19 protein-coding genes are annotated in these 20555 nt (G+C 67.6%); 13 read left to right on the top strand and 6 right to left on the bottom strand.

The features are described 5' to 3' along the window. From VN520_RS30000 to VN520_RS29965, 8 genes are all read left to right on the top strand, one after another. On the top strand, window positions 1-2024 hold a 2024-nt coding region (locus VN520_RS30000), incomplete at its 5' end, for a hypothetical protein (RefSeq protein ID WP_325750088.1). 244 nt (window positions 2025-2268) lie between these two features. Beyond that, window positions 2269-2463, top strand: a complete 195-nt coding sequence (locus tag VN520_RS29995; RefSeq protein WP_073772066.1) for a hypothetical protein — start codon at window positions 2269-2271, stop codon at window positions 2461-2463. Window positions 2464-2480: 17 nt separating this feature from the next. Further along, the gene (locus tag VN520_RS29990) at window positions 2481-3008 is read left to right on the top strand and encodes a hypothetical protein (RefSeq protein WP_325750087.1); all 528 of its coding nucleotides are present in this window, start codon (window positions 2481-2483) and stop codon (window positions 3006-3008) included. Between the two features lie 94 nt (window positions 3009-3102). After that, the gene (locus tag VN520_RS29985; protein ID WP_325750086.1) at window positions 3103-3516 is read left to right on the top strand and encodes an NUDIX hydrolase; all 414 of its coding nucleotides are present in this window, start codon (window positions 3103-3105) and stop codon (window positions 3514-3516) included. A gap of 466 nt (window positions 3517-3982) precedes the next feature. After that, the gene (locus tag VN520_RS29980) at window positions 3983-4441 is read left to right on the top strand and encodes an RRQRL motif-containing zinc-binding protein (protein WP_325750085.1); all 459 of its coding nucleotides are present in this window, start codon (window positions 3983-3985) and stop codon (window positions 4439-4441) included. A 19-nt stretch (window positions 4442-4460) separates the two neighbouring features. Then, a complete protein-coding gene (locus tag VN520_RS29975) occupies window positions 4461-4907 on the top strand; it encodes a protein kilB (RefSeq protein ID WP_325750084.1) in 447 nt (148 codons plus the stop codon). Between the two features lie 94 nt (window positions 4908-5001). Further along, a complete protein-coding gene (locus VN520_RS29970) occupies window positions 5002-5664 on the top strand; it encodes a GGDEF domain-containing protein (protein WP_325750083.1) in 663 nt (220 codons plus the stop codon). Then, window positions 5661-5876, top strand: a complete 216-nt coding sequence (locus VN520_RS29965; protein ID WP_325750082.1) for a hypothetical protein — start codon at window positions 5661-5663, stop codon at window positions 5874-5876. Before VN520_RS29970 ends, VN520_RS29965 begins: the two co-directional genes overlap by 4 nt. Before the next feature lie 63 nt (window positions 5877-5939). Here VN520_RS29965 and VN520_RS29960 read toward each other — a convergent pair whose 3' ends face one another. Both VN520_RS29960 and VN520_RS29955 read right to left on the bottom strand, forming a co-directional pair. Beyond that, on the bottom strand, window positions 5940-6968 hold the full coding sequence (locus VN520_RS29960; RefSeq protein WP_325750081.1) for a ParB/RepB/Spo0J family partition protein: 1029 nt from the start codon (window positions 6966-6968) through the stop codon (window positions 5940-5942). Next, entirely contained in the window at window positions 6965-8014 is a 1050-nt protein-coding gene (locus VN520_RS29955; RefSeq protein WP_414719991.1) for a ParA family protein, read from the bottom strand. Before VN520_RS29955 ends, VN520_RS29960 begins: the two co-directional genes overlap by 4 nt. Window positions 8015-8340: 326 nt before the next feature. Between VN520_RS29955 and VN520_RS29950 the strand changes: the two genes are divergently transcribed. Then, the gene (locus VN520_RS29950) at window positions 8341-11106 is read left to right on the top strand and encodes a hypothetical protein (RefSeq protein WP_325750079.1); all 2766 of its coding nucleotides are present in this window, start codon (window positions 8341-8343) and stop codon (window positions 11104-11106) included. 107 nt (window positions 11107-11213) lie between these two features. Here VN520_RS29950 and VN520_RS29945 read toward each other — a convergent pair whose 3' ends face one another. Further along, window positions 11214-11336 carry a hypothetical protein gene (locus VN520_RS29945; RefSeq protein ID WP_325750078.1) on the bottom strand — a complete coding sequence of 41 codons (123 nt, stop codon included), beginning with the start codon at window positions 11334-11336 and terminating at the stop codon, window positions 11214-11216. Between the two features lie 128 nt (window positions 11337-11464). On the opposite strand from VN520_RS29945, the gene VN520_RS29940 reads away from it, so the two are divergent. Further along, the gene (locus VN520_RS29940; protein WP_325750077.1) at window positions 11465-12862 is read left to right on the top strand and encodes a hypothetical protein; all 1398 of its coding nucleotides are present in this window, start codon (window positions 11465-11467) and stop codon (window positions 12860-12862) included. A 271-nt stretch (window positions 12863-13133) separates the two neighbouring features. On the opposite strand, the gene VN520_RS29935 is transcribed toward VN520_RS29940, so the two are convergent. Beyond that, on the bottom strand, window positions 13134-14072 hold the full coding sequence (locus VN520_RS29935; RefSeq protein ID WP_325750076.1) for a hypothetical protein: 939 nt from the start codon (window positions 14070-14072) through the stop codon (window positions 13134-13136). Between the two features lie 621 nt (window positions 14073-14693). Between VN520_RS29935 and VN520_RS29930 the strand changes: the two genes are divergently transcribed. After that, window positions 14694-16055, top strand: a complete 1362-nt coding sequence (locus tag VN520_RS29930) for a replication-relaxation family protein (RefSeq protein ID WP_325750075.1) — start codon at window positions 14694-14696, stop codon at window positions 16053-16055. Window positions 16056-16076: 21 nt separating this feature from the next. Here VN520_RS29930 and VN520_RS29925 read toward each other — a convergent pair whose 3' ends face one another. Next, window positions 16077-16271, bottom strand: a complete 195-nt coding sequence (locus tag VN520_RS29925) for a hypothetical protein (protein WP_325750074.1) — start codon at window positions 16269-16271, stop codon at window positions 16077-16079. Window positions 16272-16330: 59 nt separating this feature from the next. On the opposite strand from VN520_RS29925, the gene VN520_RS29920 reads away from it, so the two are divergent. Together VN520_RS29920 and VN520_RS29915 are read left to right on the top strand one after the other, a co-directional pair. Continuing rightward, window positions 16331-17407 carry a helix-turn-helix transcriptional regulator gene (locus VN520_RS29920; protein ID WP_325750073.1) on the top strand — a complete coding sequence of 359 codons (1077 nt, stop codon included), beginning with the start codon at window positions 16331-16333 and terminating at the stop codon, window positions 17405-17407. A 1960-nt stretch (window positions 17408-19367) separates the two neighbouring features. After that, window positions 19368-19559, top strand: coding sequence for a dTMP kinase (locus VN520_RS29915; protein WP_325750072.1), 192 nt, complete (start codon window positions 19368-19370; stop codon window positions 19557-19559). A gap of 279 nt (window positions 19560-19838) precedes the next feature. Here VN520_RS29915 and VN520_RS29910 read toward each other — a convergent pair. Continuing rightward, on the bottom strand, window positions 19839-20555 hold a 717-nt coding region (locus VN520_RS29910; RefSeq protein WP_325750071.1), incomplete at its 5' end, for a DnaJ C-terminal domain-containing protein.

Here is a 20555-nt window from a genome sequence, read left to right as displayed (position 1 = left end):
AGGCCGCCGCCGACCTCTACCAGCGGCGCCCCGGCGGCCACACCGTCGCCCGCTGCGCCGCCTGGCTCACCGCCGGCGGGTGGACCGCCTCCGCGCTGGCCGAGCACACCCCCCTCACCTGGGGCATGACCGGCTGGTGGGCCGCCGGAGCCGCTGCCGGGATCACCCTGGCCCGCGGCCTGGTCCAGGCCGAGGAGGCCGCCCGCACCGAACGCCACCAGCGCAAGCTCCAGAAGTGGGCCAACAAGCGGGCCGGCGAATGGCACGACCGCCTCCACCGCCTCTTCCGCCTGGAGAACCACACCGTCGACGGCGTACGCCCGTGGAAGGGCGGCGTCGGCTACACCGTCCTGGTCACCATGCCCTCCGACACCCCCGAGCTGCCCGCCGACGCGGTGCGCAAGCTCGCCGTCGACCTGCGCCTGCCCAAGGGCGGCGGCATCGAGATCCGCGACGGCGAGACCTACGGGCAGACCCTCATCCGGGTCACCGCCCAGGACGTCCTCGCCCAGCAGATCGACCTGCCCGACGGCCCCGGCGACACCACCGTCACCAGCATCTACGACGGCATCCCCCTCGGCCTCAAGCCCGACGCCGAAGAGGCCCGCATCGCCGTCGTCGACGACTGCGCCCTCATCGTCGGCCAGGTCGGCTCCGGCAAGACCAACACCGTCAACGTCGCCAACGCCGGAGCCCTGCGCACCAACGACACCGTCGTCATGCACATCGACGTCACCGGCGCCGGTATCAGCCTGCCCTGGCTCCACGCCTGGGCCACCGACGGCAACGCCGCCGTCCCGCTCATCGACTGGACCGCCGACACCATCGAAGAGGCCCACATCCTGTGCGACGTCGTGATCGCCGGGATCGGCGCCCGCAAGTCCGGGCACCAGGACCAGCTCGTCGACGACGACAAGCTGAAGGTCACCCACGACCTGCCCGAGATCCTGATCCTCGTCGACGAGATCGCAGAACTCACCCCCAAGCTCCTCAGCAAGCTCGACACCATCGTCAACACCGGCCGCGCCGCCCGCGTCCGCGTCGTCGACTGCGGGCTGCGCGCCACCCAGGACGTCATCACCGCCGCGATGAAGAAGCAGTCCCGCGTCCGGGTCGGCATGCGCGTCTCCGACCCCGAGGAACTCTCCCACCTCTTCCCGACCGGCGGGGCCCGCATCAACCCCAAGGCCGCCCCGTACAAGGGCTGCGGCTTCTACTCCTCACCGGACGCCGACGACGTCGTCTCCGACCCCACCGCGTTCAAGGCCTACCGGATCACCCCGAAGCAGATCCGGGCCCTGTCCGTCACCTACGCCGACCGCCGGCCCCGCCTGGAAGACGTCTTCCTCGACACCGAACCCGCCCAGTACTACGCCAGCCGCTGGGGCCGCATCCTGCCCCGCATCTACAAGGGCAAGCAGCTCCACCACACCACCCACCCCTACACCGACATGGAGATCCTCCACCCACCGATCGACGAGTTCACCGGCATCCCCAACACCGGGCTCGTGGACGACGACGCGGACGGCACGGCCGGCCCGCGCGCCGCGAGCAGCTCCACCACACCGGCCGCGACCGCCACGGCCGAAGCACCGGCGAAGACGCAGCGGTTCGGCTCCGACCTGCTCTCCGACATGCTCGCCGCGGCCCGCACCATCGACGGCAAGCACGACCAGGCCGCGCCCGGCAACGCCACCGTCATCGAGGCCGACTTCGGCCGCGTCATCCGCCAGGCCGGAGCACCCCAGGACCGCCCCAACCCCGTCCCGCAGCTCCTAGCTGACGCGCATCAGCACATCGTCGCCGCGGGCGGCCGCATCCACACCGGCGACCTCGCCACCCGCATGGACACCGACCCCGTCGCCCTCGGCACCGAACTCAACCGGCTCCTGCGCGCCGTCGGCGTCGAGCGCCCCGGCAAGGGCAGCGTCCGCGCCGGAAACGACGGCGAGTCCAAGGCCGGCTACCTCGCGGAAACCCTCGCCGCCGCGATCCACGCCTACGCCACCCGCAACACCCAGTAACCACAACTCAGGCTGTGGGCGGCCCACACGCCGCCCACCACACCCCTCCCACGCGCTGTGGGCCCCCCACAGCGCGTGGGAGCCCCTGACCTGCATGTGGACCCGTGGGCCGCCCACACCACACCCCCCGCCGAAGCCCCGAAACCCGCCCCCGAGGGCACCCCCGGCCCTCCCCCGGCACCGCCGTGGGCGGCCCACACCACACCCCCTAACCAGTCACCCAACGTGAAGGAACACCGCGCTCATGGGCATCACCATCTCCGCCGTCGTCCTGCTCCTGGTCGTCGTCGCCATCCTCCTGCGCACCGGATCGCTCCGCTTCGGACCCGCCCTCGCCGCCGTCCTCCTCGGCTTCTTCCTCGCCTCCACCGGCATCGCCCCCGCCGTCAACAACGCCCTCTCCAGCCTCGCCACCGCCATCGCCCAGATCACCGCCTGACACCCCGGAGGCTCGCCATGAACACCACCCACACCTCCAGCGCACTCACCTCCGCACCGGTCCCGCCGGTCCTCCCGGACCGGCTCCCCCTCGACCCGGCCGACGCCCGCGACCTCCTCTCCGACGAGCTCTACATGGCCCGCGTCTGGTCCCTGATCCGCCGCGAGGAAGAGACCCGCGCCACCCTCCAGCCCCCCGCCCCGCAGCACCCGACCCAGCCCCCGGCTCCGATGCCCGCAGCCTTCACCCAGCCCCCCGCCCCCACACGAGTGCCCGGGTGGGTGTGGCAGTACAGCGCGCTGGCCCTGTCCACCGGCGGCCTCATCGCCCTCACCGGCTTCGGGATCGGCGCCGCCGCCCCCGGCCTCGCCCAGCTCGACGACATCCTCGCCGCCGCCGGACAAGCCCTCATGTCCTTCGCCGCCCTCGCCTTCCTCGTCGCCCTCGTCCTCGCCGCCAGGCCGACCGGCCGACGCACCACCGGCAGCGGCACGACCGTGAACATCCGCAAGGCCGTCATCAAGCGCAACCGCATCCACGGCTGACCCGGCCACCTGCCCGGCCCTCACCACCCCCGGCCACCGGACGGTGAGGACCGGACAGGCCGCCCGGCCTGCCCCATACCGAGAAGGGACTCGCATGACCGCCGAAAGCCGTGACGAGACGATCCGCTACACCGCCGACGTCGTTCTCCTCGCCGCCGGCCACGTCCTGCTCATCCAGCGCCGCTGGGACCCGCACGCCGGATCCTGGGCGCTCCCCGGAGGACACGTCGACGCCGGGGAGGCGTCCCTCCAGGCCGCCGTGCGCGAGCTGAAGGAGGAGACCGGCATCACCGTCACCGCCGACGAGCTGCGGCAGGTCGGTGCGTTCGACGCCCCCGGCCGGGACCCGCGCGGCCGGTACGTCACCGTCGCCTATACCGCCACCCTGCCCGAACTCACCGCCCCGACACCGCTGGACGACGCGGCCGACGCCCGCTGGTGGCCCATCAACGCGCTCCCGGACCTCGCGTTCGACCACGCCGACATCCTCACCACCACCACCCGCTGACCCGGCCACCCTCACCGCCCCCTGCGAGTGCGGCACCTACACCAGCATCGAACTGCCCGACGAAGACGCGCTGATCGTCCTGCTGGACGAACTCGACACCCCGCCCGGCACTCCCGCCCCCTGCGACTGGCGCCTGAAGATCCGCCGTGCCTCACTCACCGACACCCGGCACACCAGCGTCCTCGACGACGGCCCCCCGTTCTGACCGGCCGCCCCAGCCCCACCACAGCCGGATCACCCGGTCCTGCCCCCGCTCCCGCCCCACCGCCGCCCGGCAAACAAAAAGGGCGCGCCCTCGACCTCCCCAGGCTTCCGGCGCGCCCTTTTCACCCCTGCTCACAGGAGTGATCGTCATGGTTCCTGCCCCGCGTCCCTCCAAACACACCGGCCGACCCCGGCCGATCCTGCCCGGCCCCCGCCACCCGCTCCCGCCCCACCGCCGCCTGCCCGGCTCCCGGGGCGCGTCATGAGTGTGAACAGCGGCCCGAAGACGGCTGTGATCGACGTCGACCCGTACGCCAAACCGCCGTCGGCGGCCATCGAGACCTTCGACTGGAAAGCTTCCCCGGACGGGCTGGCCACCCGCCGCCAGCTGCGCGCGCTCGGCCTGCGGCCCGGCGGACACGACCCCGTCGCGCAACTGCGATGCCGCGCCTGCCTGACGAAGCCGGCCCGCACCTGTACGCGCATGGCCTACCTCTACCGCATCGACCTCGCCCTGCCCGTCCGGCCCATGACCCTCGCCAAGGAGCTCGCGTTGGACCGGGCCATGGCCCGGCGCAGCACCTGCCCGGCCTGCCGCCGGCGCTACCACCACTGCCTCCCGCTGCGGACCATCGGTTCGTGCCTGGAGTGCCACGACGGCACCCCCGCCGACCCGCACAGCTACATCACACCTGCGGCCACACACCCTCTGGCCGCCTGACCCGAAGGGACACCGTCCCGTGTTAACCGCTGTCCTCGCCGTTCTCGGCACCCTCGCCGGATCCCTCCTGACCGGAACCCTCCAGCACCTCAGCCAGCGCGCACAGCGCGCCGCAGCCGAAGCCGCCGCCCGCCGTATCCAGGGCCTGGCCGCCGTCACCGACCTGGCGACCGCACTCGCGGATCACCGCCGCACCATGTGGATCCGCGAAGACCTCCGCCTGCGTGGCGAGGACTGGACCGACGCCCGGGCCGACTCCCACCTCACCCGCTCCGCGATCACCGGCCCGCTCCTGCGCGTACGAATCCTGCTGCCCGCACTCGCCCCGATCGCCCAAGCCGCCGCAGCCGCCGTCTACGCCATGCGGGACGCCGACCACGACACCGCGCTGCACACGGCCCGCGAGCACGCGATCCGCACCGCCGACGACCTCATCGCAGCCGCAGGAACCATGCTCACCGCCTGACTGACCCACAGACACAAGCGCCCGGGGCCGCCGCTACAGACGGCAGCCCCGGGCTTTTCCGACCCATACCTGAAATGAGAAGGAAGTCACCATTATGGCCACGGCCCTGTTACCGCGTAAGGCCCTGCACATCACCGCGGCTGTCGTACCGCTGGCCGGCTGGACCCTGCACACCACCGTCCTGCACCGACGCCTCACCGCCGCTCACCGCGACCCCCTCACCACCACCTGGCGCCGCGAAGCCTTCACCACCCGCGCCCGCCGGCTCCTGGAACGCCACCCCGACGAAGCGGTCCTGGTCCTCGCGGACGCCGACCATTTCAAACGCCTCAACGACAACCACGGACACGCGGCAGGCGATACCGCGCTCGCCGCGATCGGCACCCGCCTGACCGAATGGGCCGGGCCTCAAGGTCTCGCCGGCCGACTCGGAGGCGACGAATTCGCCGCCCTGGCCCGCATCCAACCCCGCCACCAACAGCTCCGCCTGGAGCACCTCGCCCGACTCATGACCCGGCCGGTCCCCTACGAAGGCGGACTGCTGCCGCTGGCCGTCTCCCTCGGAGTCGCCACCCCGGCCGCCGTCACCAGCGCCGACCTACCGACCCTGATGCGGGCCGCCGACACAGCGATGTACCAGGGCAAGCACACCGGAGCCATCATCCAGGCCCGCCCCGACCACGCCCAGACGCCCAGCGTCAACGGACGCCGCGAAGGCCGACCCGGCACCGCCACACCCACCACCGCCCGGCCATGACCACCCCCGGGCAACCGCTACTGCTCGACTGGCGTGACGCCCTGCATTTCCGCCGCGACGCCCCCTGCCGCAAACCCACACCACTGCGTTCCCACACCGGGGAAGCAGTCCACAAGATCTGCGCCGAAAACTGGAACGCCCAACACCCGGGCGAGACCCGGCTCGTGTCCGACGCCCAGTCACGCCGACGCAAACACGACGACCACGCCTGACCATGCAGCGGCCCCCGCCCGGGACATACCCGGAGCGGGGGCCGCTTTTTGCGTTGGGCACCGTTACCCGGTGGAGTCCTGAGTCACCAGAGTCTGTTCGTGGCCGATCCTGTCGACGAGCAGCTCCGTGACCGCGGTCAGCTCCGACACCGACAGGTGGGCGACCAAAGCATCCACCACCTCGGATGGCGTAACGGAAGGGGGCAATACCAGCTGAGCTTGAGCAGGCTCCGTGCCCTCACCGTTAACGCCGTTAACGGTCGCAGAGGCGCTGCTCGCATCCTCCGTCCCCGCCCTTGAGGTATTAACGGCGTTAACGGTGTCACCGTTCTCCCTCTGCGCCAGGACCCGCCTTGGCGAACGCTGGCGTGGAGCATTAACGGCGTTAACGGTTTCTGCAGCTGCTGCGGCCTGCTCCTCCTTCGGCAGACGGCCAATACGACGGGCCGGTTCCACCTTCAACTCGCCAGCTTCCACCTTCTCCTGCAGCTCCGGAGTGAGCTCCAGAAGAGCCAGACGCTGCGAGACCCACGCCGCAGTCTTACCGAGCCGCTTCGCCACCTTGCCCTGTGACCCGTGCACACGCACAAGCTCCTGGATCGCCTTCGCCTGATCCAGCGGCGGAACGTCCACGCGATGCACGTTTGCGATCAACGCCCCCTCCAGCATGTCCGCGGCACTCGCGGCGAGATCGTCATTCACATCGATCCGCAGTTCCGCCAGCCCAGCCAGCCCAGCAGCAGCGAGACGCCGATTACCATCGATGACGACGTACTCGGCCTTCCCGAGCTGCTCCTCCAGGCCGGGGTGCGTGGCCAGAAACGCGGCACGCCGCACCACGGCGACCGGCTGGACCTGCCCCCTTGCTGTAAGGGATTCAGCGGTCTCCTCAAGCTCGGTGAGTTGCTCACGGGGGTTGAACGGATTGTGCGCGAGCTGCGTTAGGGGCACAGCAGCCGGCGGGCGCTTCCCCTCACCGTTGATGATCTGTTGTCGGGTCCGGACGCGCCGTGGCGCGGGCTTTCCCGAGTCCTGGCCGTCCTCATCCATGCTGAAGCCGCGCGTGACTCGCTGCCGCTGGTTCTCGCTCATACCGCCAGTTCCTTCGCCAGATCACGCATTGCCTGAGCATGCTCGCTGTCCGGGGCGTACTCCAGCAGAGGGATCTCGCCGTCCGCCGCCTCACGCCCTTCCTTGAGGTCACCGATCACAGCCAGCACCCCGGGGGAACTGCTCAGTTCCCACTGGTCCTTGTTCTCCTGGACGAGCTTGCCGCGGCGGCTGTCGTATGCGTTGACGACGAGACCGAGGTAGTCCACCTGGATCCGGCCCTTGCGGCAGAGGTCTTCCTTCTGGCTCTTCAGCAGACGGAACGCCCTGTGCGACGCCTTATTCGCCCACACAGGGGTGATGACCCCCGAACGGTCGGCGAGTTCACCGTCACGGCGCCGCACGTAGTACAGAGCCGTGTCCATGTTCAGACCGAGACTGGGCGGACCGTCGATGATGATGACGTCGTAGTCGGCCTCCAGTGGCTCCAGTGCGCGCTCCAGGGCTGCTTCGCTGAACGAGACCTTCGAGAGCGCGACGTCACGGAGGAACGCGTCGTCGGACGCCGGCAGGAGATGAAGACGCTCCCCGAAGCGCTTCTGGTCCAGGGCGACCAAAAGGTCGCCGATGTGTCCCTTGGCCGTGCCGTCCATGTGCATGAGGAGCGTCTCGACATCGTCCTCGTACATGACGTCCTCGAAGCCGAGCTCCGCGGTGAGGTGCCCTTGCGGGTCGTAGTCGACGATCAGAACCCGGTGGCCCGCTTCTGCGAGTGCCTGCGCGATACCGGACGAGATGAACGTCTTCCCGACGCCGCCCTTCTGGTTGGCCACTATCACCCGCACCACCGGCTGAGCCACCAAAGGACTGGTGGGAGAGGGGTGGTTGTCGAGCCACAAGGTGAGGGCCTGCGCCAGGCCCTGGACGTAAGTGACGCCGCGCTCCGAACAGGCAGCCTTGAACTTGTCCGGTCCTCCGACCGGGAGGAACGTGCCCCAGGTCTTCGCGCCGTCGGTCTTGATCTCAGGCAGGCCGTCTGCCGAGTACCAGGCGTTGATGGCGTGCTCGGTGGCGTCCTGAATGTCCATTCCATGCTCGAAAGCGCGGATCTTCAAGTGTCTGCGCAGCTGGGGGGTGAGAGCAGTGATTAGCTTCTCTCGCTCCCCCCTCGGGGTAGGGATGCTCATGTGGCCGAACATTACTAGGCCTCAGTTGTGCTCCCGCCGTCGGCGCGCAAGTTGCCGCCAGACGCCCAAGCCAACGTCGATGAACTGGATGCGGAGAACCTGCCCAGCAACCCGCAGCGACTGCCGGGTGACCAGCATCTGAAGCAGACGTAGCTCCGCTCCGCAAAGTGACGGCTCGCATCTTCGCCAAGCGCTAACATCCGGGTCTTGTCCTAGGGGAGGATTGGGTGGCGGTGCTTGAGCAGTGGAAGGCCCGGTTGGCCTACTTAGGCGACTTTGCCGCGACCGAGGATGAGATTTACAGCCGCTGTCTGGAGGCGGCCCTGGCGGATCCGAAGACCGCGCGGTTGCTGGGGAAGCGTGCTGGCGTAACCACTGGTTCGGTCCGGCGGTACATGCGGATCAGTTCGAACGTCGCTCGAGTGCATGCGGCGTGCAGTGAGTCGCTCAGTGCCGCACGGGAGGCGGAAGAGGCCCTCTCCGAGACGCGGGAACGCCGTAATGCTGCCGCAGCGAACACAGCATGGGGCGCGTGGGTGGGTTGCCTGGCTGCGGTCCTTGCAGCCGTTGCGGCGTTTTCCTTGTGGGGCTTCTTAGCGTTGGTGTTCTTAGCGGCGGTAGTTGCGGGAATGCTGTTTCTGCTCCACAGGCGGGGCTCGGCTGCCTGGCGAAATACGCGGCGCTGTCTTCGAGCCGGCTGGCTGGCCTTGGGAACATTGGTCCTGAGCATTCAGTACCGGTTGAAGGCGGCAGACTGGGGCCGGGATCTACGCACCCACGGCATGGCGTCCGTCGTTGACCGGTCGATTCGTATCCTGCTGGGAGACGACCCAGATTCACTGTTGGCGCCGGAAAGTTACGACGGTCTGCGTTCCCCGCGCGAACGCGGTTACGTCGTCGAGAGCACGGCAGCCCTACTGCTGAAGCGGAAGCTCGCACAGATCGAAGCTGGAACCATCGCTGTCTGCGGTCCACGCGGAGCGGGGAAAACCACGCTTCTGGAGAGCTCCGTCGAAGACGCCGACTTCGGCGTGCTGGCGCAGGCTCCAGCCACCTACGCGCCTCATGACTTCCTTCTCTCCTTGTCGGTCCAGTTATGTGAGACCTACATCAAGCACGAAGGGTACGAGGTACCCGAATTCACACGCCTGTCCAATGTGCGCAGAGCACTACGACATGCCTGGTCGCGATGCAAGAGAATGCTCAGGTGGTCGGCTTTTGCCCTTCCAGCCCTAGCACTCGTGGTACTGGGTTCGGCTGCGGCGACCCGTTCTGTGCCTTCGGCACGCATCGATACAGCGGTTGCACGTGCCGCACAGCACGTGGAAACGCTACGTGTGTTGGCTACCGACACTTGGCGTGGCCATGCAGCAGGAACGGCCGTTTCGTTGCTTCTTGTTGGCGCAGTCTGGTGGCGGCTACGTCGGGCGAATCGGTGGAACTACTTTGGGCGTTTCGCACTGCTCGTTGCTACGGCGGCCGGCGTTGCCCTCATAGGAGGGAGTACGGTCTGGGCTCTCACCGACAAGGACGTGCAGCAACGACTCGCGGGGCTGTCTCCAGAAGTACTCGGAAGAATAGTTTTCTACCTCGCCGTATGGTTCCTCTGCAGGAAGGCGGTCAAGGAGAACTGGCGCATTCCTGCAGGCCCCCTACGACAGGCCGCCCGCAAGTACTGCCCGGTGATCGGCAGCACGATGCTGTTCATCCTGCTGATCCTTGTTCTTCGCAACCCCCAGGCGCAGGCCGTCCTTGCTGAAGAGGAGAACCCCCTGCGCATGGCGCTCGCTCTTCTCGGTCTTGCACTGGTGAGAGCAGGATCCTGGGAACCGCGTCCCGCTGAGCCGGCACTCGTGACGCAGTGCCGTAATCACCTGTACCGGCTACAGACCACACAGATGTCAACCGCAGCCATGGCTACCGGTGCCTCCCAAATACTGACTCTGGGCACAACCCACAGCACATCTATCTCCACAGTCCCCCCGAACTTTCCGGAACTGGTCTCAGACTTCCGCGAGGTGCTGGGAAGCATTGCGAGAACTTTCAAGAGGCGAGGCGGTAAGGTCGTCATCGCGATTGACGAGGTAGACCGCCTCGGATCGGATACCCAAGCGCTGGCCTTTCTCAGCGAGATCAAGGCCATCCTTGGAGTCCCCCACGTGCACTACCTGATCTCCGTAGCCGAAGACGTCGGCGCCGCGTTCGTGCGCCGCGGACTGCCCCACCGCGACGTTACCGACAGCTCCCTCGACGACGTCGTCTATGTACAGCCCACGGTCCTGTTCGAATCCCGAGCCATGCTCGCTCGACGAGCCCCCGGCCTCTCCGACCCATACGTGATGCTGGCCCACGTCCTGTCCGGAGGAATCCCCCGGGACCTGCTGCGCTACGGCCGGCACATCATGGAGACCCGCGAAAGGACACAGTCCGACGAACTGACCGATATCGCACGTGGCTTGGTACTTCAGGAACTAGCCGAGACCCTGGCGGGATTCCGCACCCTGCTCAGTAAGCAACAGTGGACGCCCGACACCCACGAGATCCTCAACGCGTTCCGAACCCTGGGCGCCCACCTCAGGGGCGCCTGTCCGTGCACCGAACTCGAGGTCCAGCTCGCACTAGAACAGTTCGCCATCCACTCACCTGAAGATCTTCACAGGGCACCTCATCCCACCCTGCCTGACACAGCACGGCAACTCATCGACGAAGCGGCCGCCTACGCCTACTTCTCCCTCACCCTCCTCGACATCTTCGGCAGTGAAGGCTTCGACCGCCGTAGACAAGCTGCGGAAGCACTTGGTACGAGCGGAGATCCGGAGCTTCTAGCCGAAGCCAGACAGGAACTCGGGTTGTCCCCCTACAGCGCACGCCCACTGATCTCCGCCATCCGGGAAGCTTGGTCGCTTCCCCTCGCGCTGAACCCGACAGTCAACGTCATCCCACAGCCGAGAACCCGTCCTTGCGCACATCACGCTTCGCGCCGGACTGGATGAGGGGTGAGGGATCACAAGTCCTCCGTGATTGGCGCACCCGCCCAACGATGTCCGGCCTGCTACGTACGTACTTACACCTCATCGAGGTCAGGCGGCGTGGCTGGTGTTCAGTCGGCGGTGCCTTTGCGGGTCTTCGCCAGGTCGCTGTACTGCTCCGAGGCCATCCCAGGTTGGAGCATCTCCACATGGACAGCTGCCGGGACCGGAGCTCTGCCGGTCCGGTAACTCATCACGATTCGTTCCTGATGCGCCGCCAGACGGTGCGGAATGCAGGAGGCGTAGAGGTGATTGCACAGGCCGGTCTCGGAGTTGAGGAGACGGCTCGGTAGCTGGCGAGGGTGCGCTAGTTTTGTGCCGCATGGAAGACACCTCCCAGCTACGTCAAGCCGTCCTCTTCTGGCTTGAGCAGGCACATACTCTGCCCTCCATTCCCCAGGCTGTTACCGACGTAGCGCTTGCAATACGGCCGGAGTGGGAGGACCTGAGTAACGCGGTGGCTCTGGCGGCACCGATATCGGAGCACCGTGACCTCTACGGCAAGCTCACCGGTGACTGGCTGCCCCGATGGTCCGTACTTCTGGGTGCATCCGGGCTGGGCGACGCGACCCGTCTGATCGCTCAAGGGGCGGCGGTACCGGTGGCAGAGGTCGCGGACAGTTTCGTTGCCTTCTGTACGGCGCCGGCGCCGGGCGTAGAGGACTGGCTGCTGCTGACCGGTGATTTTCCTGAAGGAGTACAGATTCCGCTGGGTCACTACACCCTGCAGACCTTCACCACCGACGAACTGAAGCAGTTGGGTCCCATGCCTGCTCTCCACGGCCTTCAGCCGGGCGGGCTCGACCTCGATCTCCTGGCCGGTGCGCCGTTCGTCCACGCCCCGAACCCTGGCCGTATGTCGGACCGCAGAGGCACCCACTGGTTCGAATCCAGCGGCCCCCGACCGGAAGTCCGCCATTGGAGAGCCCTGCTTCCCCTCATCCTGTGGAGCGAGGACCTGCTGCACGTCGATGCCGTGTTCAGAGTCGAGCGCGGCCGGTACTTCGAACTGAACCGAAACGACGTGCCAACCACCATCGAGACCATTGCAAGCCGCCACGGGACTCCAATGGAATTCGAGGACCGCGAGACCGGGAGCTTTCACCTCGCCCCGGCCGATCTCCCGCGGATGCAGGATTTCTGCTCCGCAGTAACAACCAGGATCGACGCCGTCATGGACGGGGCCACCAGCGGCCGCAAGCTGCCCAGGAAACGTGCCCGACGGCTAGAACGAGCCGCACGACATCTGCTGCAGGCCTACCAGCGGACCCACAGTGACAACGAAGTGTGGGAGCAAGAGATAGATGAGCTGCACCTGGACTACGTCATCGCTCTGGAAGCTCTGATGGCCAGCCCCAATGACAATCACGAGGGCATCAGTAAGAAGATGCAGACCCGCACGGCCGCCTTGTTCCCCCCATCCCTGCGCGAGCTCGTCACGAAGGCAGTACGGGATGCGTACGACGCGCGATCTCGATACGTACACGGAGACCTGCTCAAAGAGCAGGAGGAGGGTAAGAGGCAGACCGAGCTGCGTGAGCTGAGGCTGATCGTGCGACAGGCCGTTCTGCGCTGGCTCATCCTCACCCCCCACGACACTGAGGACCTCGCACCGCGTCTCGACGCCGCAGCTGGCTGCAGCAGCTGTGAGCATGCCATTGACGAGCCTCTACGTGCCTTCTTCCAGAGAACGACGACGCAGGACGACATTCGGTCCTGAGCCAGCAAAGAGACCTCAGATCGGGACACGCGCGTGTCCGAGGCGCGCTGCGGGCCGCCCTACCACCTACCAGCGGCCCGCACATGGCCGCTGGTACCGGAGCTCTGCCGGTCCGGGGAACTAACCAAGGGCCCAGCTTTGCACGTGCTGTGATAGCACCGACGGTGCGTTCGCTGTGCGGCTACTCACCATGGCAGGCCAGGGCATGTGTGTGGCGGGGGTGGGGGCGGGCCGGCGAGGAGTGTTCGCCGGCCCGCCGACGCCAAGGCTCTCAGAAGGTCGGCTCCGTGACCCACGGGTTAGGATGCTGCGCCTCTTCAGGCGGCGGCGGAGCGCAGGTGGTGGAGCAGTACTGTGGCGGTACGGAGCGGGGGTTCCGTACGGACAGCGGGCCGCTGCATGCGGTGCAGGACGCGTCGACGGACAGGCGGATGCGTGCACGTTCCTCGTCGGCCATTCCAGCCAGGCGTAGCCGCTCGTATGCGAGCCCGTGGCGGATGGCGATGCTCTCCTCGGTCACGCCATAGGTGTCTTCGATGTCCTGCGGGTCGGTGAAGCAGCCCTTGAGGAGCGCGGCCGTGACTTCCGTGCAGGCGCCGATGCCGGTGGCGGCCTTCACGAGGAGGTCGCCCTCCTTGCCTGCCTGTGCGTCTCCTGGGCTGTCGTTGTACTCCTCGTACTGGGCGTGGCCCCATTCGCTGGCCATGGTGATCAGCTCGTCGGGCCGGCGTTCGCAGAGGTGGTCGACGCAGTAGGGAATAGCCCAGTCGTTGACTGGTCGGTGGGAGCAGCCGGGAGTGCGACAGAGCTCGTACAGGAGGTCCTGGTTGAGAATGAGTTGGAAGCGCCGCCCCTCGCAGGACACGAGCGCGCTCTCGAGGCGGTGGTAGGTCTCTACGTGCAGGTCGCCCCGCAGCTCCAGGCTGGAGAGCGCGCCGGCAAGGGCCAGGACCGTGCCGCAGGGCACGGGGCCGCCGAGCAGGACGGAGTCGAACATCGCGGGCCCGGGCCACCAATCGAACTCGGGGTCGTAGCCCCAGTCGACGCGGATCTCTGGCCGTGTGGCGCACTCGGCCATAAGGCTGCGGAAGGGGAACGTTTTCGGCGGCCCGCCGGCTTCGGCCTCGCGGAGCAGGGCGGTGTACTTCCCGCCTGACTCCGTCTGGGCTCTGCGGGCACGCTGCGCGGCGGTGTTCTGGTTGCGGGGCATGAAGGGTCTCCGGTTCCGGCGGGCCTGCCCACGTCGACCGCCGGTGGAGAGCACCGTTACGGACTTCGCGGGCCCCGAAGAGACCTTGGCCGATCGCTGACCCGGCGACGTGGGCGTCGGGCCTGCGGCGGATGGCGTGCGCGTCCAGCCGCAAGCACCGTAGCGCAAGCAGACGGGGAATCGGAGCGCCGTGTGCACTCACACACCAAGAAGCGTTGGGCCGGCCCGGGTGCAGGCCCTCATCGCCGTAGCGGTTGCGACCGGTGACGTGCGTCGGCTCCTGGGGCCCTTACTCACCACGGCCTGAGCGGAACATGGTGCATCCGTGGTGAGTTGGACAGGACCCGGCCGGACCTCACGGTTTCCCCTACACCTGTCCCTACAGTTCCCCCTACACTCGTCCCTACAGTGATCATGGTCGGGCAGGTCGGTTCCGGTGCAGGTCAGAACCCGTTTCGGGGCTTGCCTGCCGCGCCGACAACCCTCTTTAACCACTGATGTTGTGGTGAAAGGGGTTCCGGCTGGTGGTCGCGGCGGCGCGGGCCGCGGGCAGCCGCCCCGACCCGCGAAGGGAAGAGCCGGCCCCGGGAGGGTGCCGGGTGAGGGAGGGGTGGGGCAGAGGTGGGTGGGACGAGTGCGTGGCCGTACAAGTCGACGGCCAAGAACCGGGGCCTGGTGCTCCTCGCGCTCGGGGTCGTGAAGGTCGCGACCGCGGAGCAGTTGCGTCAGCTGGTGCTACCGGGGACGTCGGATGTGCAGACGGTCCGCAACGCGTGCAAGGACCTGCGCTCGGTCGGTCTGGTGGAGTCGGTGGGCCGGACCTCGTTCATGTCGGCATCGGGGCGGCCGGTGTGGCGGGATCTGTGGAACCTGACCACGGCCGGCCTGGCCTCGGCGGCGACGGAGGCGGGGCGTCCGGTGCGGGAGATGGGCGGCACCGCACGCGAGGCGGCGAAGGCCGGCGCCCCGCACGCCCTGGCGGTCACGGACACGATCGACGCGTTCCGCCAGTCCCCGCCCTTGCCCACCAAACCGGTCGCCCGCCGTAGCCCGGCCGGCACCCCGGTACCCGCCCGGCCCCGTGTACTGCCGGCCCGCCCTCCAGGTCTGGGGCATCTGCGCGGCTGGGAGACCGAAGTGCCCCTCCCGGTCTCGGGCACGTTCACCACCCCGGCGCGGGGGAGTCTGCGCGCGGACGCGGTCCTCACGGCGCCGGAGGACGGTGTGCCGGTCATGTTCGTGGAGGTCGACAACCATACCGAGCCCGCCACCGTCGTCGCACGGAAGATCGAGAGCTACCGCCGGTTCTTCCAGCGCACCGCCAAGGACCACCAGGGCCGGAATGTGCCGTTCTGGTCGACGCGGTGGGACCACTCCCACCGCGCCGGCTACCCGCCCCTGGCCCTGGTCTTCGCCAAGAACGTCAGCCCCGAGACCGCCATGAACCGCATGAAGAGCATCCGCGACCTGTCCACCGCCTGCTGGAAAGGAACGTGGCACGGCGGCAGCATCTACGACCGCACCTCCAAGGACGGCTACCGCGACTACACCCGCACCATCCCCGTCCTCGCCACCACCCTGACCCGCCTCCAACAGCACGGTCCCCACGGACCCGTCTGGTGGCGCTACGGACACCCCACCTTCGAAACCCTCGAGCACGCCCTCGACAACCCCGACGACCACCGCGCCTACCACGCACGCGAGGAACAACGCCGCATCGAGCAGAGCGCCCGGAAGGAATGCGAGCGCCAGGAGGAGGAAGAGGTCCAGCGGCTGCGGAAGGCTGCCGCGTGGCCGTGCCCGACCTGCCACCGTGAGGTCTGGCCCGACGACGGCTGGGAGACCAGACCCCCGGGCAGCGACTGCAGCATCTGCACCAGCATCAAAAACCGCGAACGGGAAGCGGCCGAGGCCCGTGCCGCCGAGGAGGCCGAAGACCGACAGGAAGCCAAAAGAAACGGTCTCTTCGGCTTCCTGCACTGAACTCCGGAGCTTTGCCATGGGTCACGGGGCGGGTGGCTGGGGGTAGTGCTCGAGTTGGCGTCGCCTGAGCAGGGGGCGGGCCAAAAGGAGGTGGAGGACCTGACGGGCGTCGGCGCGCCGGGCGGGGTCGTGGGCCAGAACCGCGACGGCGGTGGCCAGGAGTGGGCCAAGTACGCCCAGTACGAGGCCGACGAGCGGCACAATGAGGATCATCACGATGGGTGCCTTCCAGTGGTACGGATCGGTCTGACACCACTCATTGAGGCAGTGTCGGCGTGTTCGGTGGGGTGGGCCGAAGAACGGCGAACGACGCCGAACAGCGACGAGAGCGGGAGATACGGGTGGACCCGGTCGAGGAGTTCGCCGCTTGGCTGCGCCACCTGCACCGGGAAGCGAAGAAGCCCAGCTACACCGAGATCGTGCGCCGGATCCGGTTGACCGACCCGACCGCGAGCGTGGTCGTCAGCACGATCTCCGAGACCCTCAACGGCAAACGCCTCCCGCGCTGGACCACGGTGGAGCCGATCGCCCGGGTCCTGGGCGGCCCACCCGCGGTCGAGGAATGCCTGCGCCGCTGGAAACAGGCCGACGCCGCCCGTACCCCAACCGCCCCACCGACCTCCGCCGTACCCGTCCCTGACGGCTTGGCCTCTGGCCTGGAAACCGAGGGCGCCGGCACCGGGGCGATGACGGGCCGGCCCTCCACCGCAGCGAGTGGCCACGCAGAGGTGGCTGATCCTGGTGGAAGAGCGAGCGGGGACGAAGCGCCGGTTCACACTGCGCGTAGGAGGAGGAAGCCGCCGCCTCTGATGTGGGTGGTGAGTACGGTCACCGCGCTGGGTGTGGCTGCGGCGGCCTGGGCAGCCGCGGGCCTCTTCGACGACCGGAACCAGAAGACGTCCACCGGAGGCCCGACGGCCGGCACCTCCACCGCACCGGACACCCGCCCCACCGGCAGAACACCATCAGCCGATGGGACGGAAGCGGGCGCCCCGGAAGCCACCGTGCAGCCGCCGTTCAAGCGCGGCACCTACGAAACGGTCCTGACCGTGAACGAGGAAACCTGGACCTCGCCCGATGGCAACGTCCGTATCCGCGTGCCCGGCGCATCCACCAGCGATGGCCCCGACCTCTTCGTCACCACACCCACGGTCTCCTGCCCGCAGACCACGGTGGCGATCGGCGACGCACTCATCGTGCCGGAAATATCCGGCAGCTCCTGGACCCGCATCACCACCTTGAAGGTATGGGCACAAGACACCCCCAACGGCGAACCCTTCGACATGTACGCCCAACTCCAAGTCGACCAGGGCACAGGCCGCGCACCGCAAGGAAAACGCTGCGCCTCATGAAGTAACGCCCCAGCCGGACCGCCGCATCCAGCACGTACCGAGGAACAGCGCGAGCGCCAGCAGCGGGGGAAGCCCAGCACCGGCGGAAGGCCGCCGCTTGGCCGCGCCCGACCTGCGGCCGCCAGGTCTGGCCCGACGACGGCTGGGAGACCAGCCCCAGGGCAACGTTCGGCTTTTGAGCAGCAGGATTCTGCCGGTTTCGGGGTGTCCCGTTTTTTGCTGCTCAGCGGGAGCTGGTTAGTTCGTGGGGCGGGGTGGCCACTTAGTTGTCATCTAAGTGGCCACTCGATACGCTCCGGGCAGGTGTGATAGTTGGACAGCCTTTCAGCCGTAGCCGGGAAGGACTTCCCCGCACCGTTCATGCGTGACCAGCTGAACGCCGAGGGGCCACGCACCCTGCAGAGATGCGCGGCCCCAAGAACAGCTGGCCCGGGCAGAGGGTCAGCTCCCTACGTGCAATAGGGAGCTGACCCTCTCGTACCAGTGGGGCAACTGCTCTAACAGCTGGTCGGAGTAGTAGACGACCGGTAGCAGTCGCATCCCCCTTCCACCTGCTCGACGTACCGTCCTCAACCAACTTCGGTCGGGGCGGTCACGACGATGACGTCCAGGCATGAATCTCACCTCCTCTCGATCTCACAGCTCGCTGTCAGATAGGCCTGGCAGCATTTCGCTCCCCGGCCCGCGGGACCGTGAAGAAAAAGCAGCTGTGAAGTCACGAGGACGACGTCACCGATAGAGACCCTAGCGCTTGCCTGACACCACTTTTGCCGATCCAAGTGAGCCGTGAAACGCCTGTTTAGCGTGGACGGAGAGGCTCACACACCCCTGTGGGCACATACATTTACGGAACGTAATGAGAATTGGGGAAGGCGGCGCAGTTGCGCAACGGATAGTAGTTGGTTACGAATTGGTCTCGCTCAGTTGAGTCCGGCGAGGGCGACCAGTTGCTCCTCGAGGGCCGTGTCGCGCCGGTTCGGTCACGGAGCCGATGAGGAAGGGCCTGTTGTCGGTAACAACCTCCGGTTACGCCGCCCATTCCAGCCCAAGGTTGGCGAGCTGGGTGAGTTGGTCTTCGCTCAGCCGGTCGCGCCGGCTCTTCTGGTTGCTGAGGAAGACGCCGAGGCGTACTCCGCGAGCTGCCGTCCGTACTCCGCCCTGGCAAGGGTCAGGTCGTGTTTCTGGCGGGCGCGTTCGAGTTCGGCACGGAGTCCGGCGACGTCCTCCTGGTCTACGACGACCGCCTTCCCCTTCCCGGCCGGGGCGGCCGCAGGCGTGTCCGGGGGCGCGGGGGCGTTGAGGCGGAACCCGGCGGCCGAGGTCCTCGACCAGGGTCAGGTAGCCGCGGACTTCGTCGTGGACGGAGTTGGGCAGGTCGCCTGCCTCGCGTCGTCGGCGGATCGTGCTGCGGCTGGCAACGCACGCCGCGGCGGCCTCGCGCTGGGTCAGCATCGGACGCGTGCTCATACCCACATCCTCCCCCGACCCGCCCCGCCACCGTGCCACGCTGCAACGCCCGAGTGCGTCGGGGGAGCCGGGGATGTTTGCGCAGGTAGAACGCTTGGCAACTCGTTGCAGCAACGCACGCTGCCACGCCAGGGGCGGCCGCCGGTCACCGACCCCCTTCCCCAGGAAGGCGGTGTCTCGTCGCGGTTCCTGACCGGCGTCGGTGAGCTCCGCGTCGTACGAGTCGTCGATCAGCCGCGCTGGTCCTGCGAAGGGACCGGGGCTCGTCTGGGTGGCTGCGGTGTGCTTTATCGGGGCTTTCTGAACAAGACATCGCGGAACAGCATCGAACGGAAACTTGAATAGTGGCGGGAGTGGTGGAGTGCAACAGTTCGTGCGGGACCGTTCGGTGTTGCCCGAGGCGTACCGTGCTTGTTCAGGACGCTAGGTGATGGTGGGGGCGCGGTCTTCTACTGGTGTCATGCCTCTTCCCGTGTTTCCCTCTCCTCGTGCCTTGGGCGCTCTCCAGCGCGTTCTGCTGGTCGCTCTCCTCACCCCCGGGATGCTGGTGGCCATGGTGGCCGCCTTCCCGGCCCTGCTGGTGCTGCCGTTCCTGAAGGGTGGCACCGAACGCTGCATTAAGTTGCTCGCCGCCCAGACCAAATACTTGCGTACCCTGCTCACCGGAAGCCGTCCCGCCCCGTAACGGCCTGCATTCGCCGGTCCGCGCGTATGGGAAGGATGCAGCACTCAGCCTGGTTGCCATCTCGGGGCCAGGTTGGTGGTGCATGCTCTTTCCGGCGTCACTGTCACCGTTCTCCCTTCCGTGAGGGGGCGGGACGTCCCGGCTCTCGCTTCTTGAGGCGGCGTGATACCAACCCCAGCTGCCTGCGGTGCAGCGCAGGCGTACGACGAGCTTGGACAGACGTGTGGAAGCTCGTGTCCGTCCAGGACCGGAAACCGGTCACACGCTGATCTGCTGGTCTCAGGGCCCGTTGAGTGTGTCGGGCGGGCGAGAGAAACGGCCCTGGTGATTGGTTCGCTCCTCGCCTCGCAGGGCCGCGAACTGACGAATCAGTTGTTCTTGTTCGACGTCGACACGAGTCGGGGTGGTGACCTGGATTTGGATGACAAGCTCGCCGCGACTTTTGCCGCCCTGCTGGGTGACGCCGAGATTTCGCAGACGGATCAGCTCGCCGGTCTGGGCACCGGGGGGCACGCTGATATTCCGTATTCCGTCAAAAGTCTCTAGCGGGATTGTCGCGCCGAGGATGGCAGTGGTCATCGGCACGGTGAGCGTGCAGTGCAGGTCGTCAGCCTGGCGTTGGAAGACCGGATGGGCGCTCTCTCTGACCTCCACGTACAGATCGGCCGGCGGGCCACCGCCGGGACCTACCTCGCCTTCCCCCGCAAACTGCAAACGGTCGGCGTTGTTAACACCGGCCGGGATTCGCAGGGTGAGCGTGCGTCGCGCACGGACGCGGCCGTCACCGGTGCACTCAAAGCACGGGGTTGGCAAGACCGTGCCGAATCCGGAGCACTGTTGGCAGGGCCGCTGGGTCGGGGTCTCGCCGAGAAAGGACTTGACGACCTGGGTTACCTCACCGCGGCCCTCACACTTGTCACACGTCTGGGGAAGAGTGCCGGGCGCGGCGCCGTTGCCACCGCAGACGGTACACACGACCGCCGTATCCACCTGAAT

The organism is Streptomyces sp. (genome assembly GCF_035563135.1).
In the GTDB taxonomy this organism is placed as follows: Bacteria; Actinomycetota; Actinomycetes; order Streptomycetales; family Streptomycetaceae; genus Streptomyces.
Note: the sequence above shows the minus strand (reverse complement) of the source record. Positions and strands in the feature narration are given on the sequence as shown.